The 965-nt window shown below is 50.5% G+C and carries 1 protein-coding gene and 1 tRNA gene; both read left to right on the top strand.

Going from position 1 to position 965, the window contains the following annotated elements; all coding sequences use genetic code 11:
- Positions 1–78 precede the first annotated feature (78 nt).
- Positions 79–405 carry an integrase core domain-containing protein gene (locus EP867_RS20600; protein ID WP_128491060.1) on the top strand — a complete coding sequence of 109 codons (327 nt, stop codon included), beginning with the start codon at positions 79–81 and terminating at the stop codon, positions 403–405.
- 199 nt (positions 406–604) lie between these two features.
- Positions 605–680, top strand: a tRNA-Arg gene (locus EP867_RS19350).
- Positions 681–965 lie beyond the last annotated feature (285 nt).

Below are 965 nucleotides of genomic sequence, written 5' to 3'. Positions count from 1 at the left end.
CATACGATCGAATGCGGTCATGTGTCAGGCCTATGCGTGGGATAATAACTCCCTTGGCCGGTATGGGATCCGCAGACTGTGATCAAAACATCAGAACGAGCTTTCTGCTCTCGATGTAACCCTGATTTCCACAGTCCCGATCTTTCCGATCGATTTCATACACGCTTCAGCTTCTCTCGCATTTTCGAGGTCTTCTTACTGCCAAGGTCTCACAATGCCGCTCTGAAGTATGAGTGCGTCTATCTGCACGCCTGGGAAACAGGATCGCAGGCAAAGGCCGCCATCGGATCCTGGATCACCTTCTACAACCTTCGAAGACCCCACACTGCCCATGGCGGCAAGCCGCCTGCCGTGGTCTGCTTCAACAGCATCGAAACTGATCAGCATGCGCAGACAGTAGCTTAAATATACCCGAAAACTGTCCAAGCATCGGGGAGTAGCTCAGGGCTAACTCACGCGTTCAACGCACTATCGTTTGCTGAACGCTTTGTTCAGAGTGAACCATTCGTCTCCACTAAATCATGAACAGGAAATCACTCGTTGAAACAGTGATGCCTAAACCAGTTGAACCCACCGGGAATAGGAGCTAAAGACAATAGCTTAGGCTCTCGTAGCATAATGGATAATGCAGCGGTCTTCTAAACCGACGAGTGCAGGTTCGAGTCCTGCCGAGAGCGCCATCTTCCATCTGTGTAGATGGACCAATTGAACTGCAAATTGGACCAATTAAGCGACTGGAAGTGTGGTTCTCAAAAGTCAAGACTTTTCGCGTGTGATCTAAGCAACTGATATCTTTTCGGATTCATTCATCACTGTCCAAAACACCGATCTCAGCGCGCAACCACAGGTTTCCATAGCTTTTGCCGTCTGCGGTGAACAGCAGAGCGTGAGAGCGCCGGTCGTGTCTCGGAAGTGGTGGAAATTTGAAGGCGGCGTAATCTCCGGGTGAACTGACACCCAGCCAA

Source organism: Falsigemmobacter intermedius, from assembly GCF_004054105.1.
GTDB lineage: Bacteria > Pseudomonadota > Alphaproteobacteria > Rhodobacterales > Rhodobacteraceae > Wagnerdoeblera > Wagnerdoeblera intermedia.
This window is presented reverse-complemented; position numbering and strand designations above follow the sequence as displayed.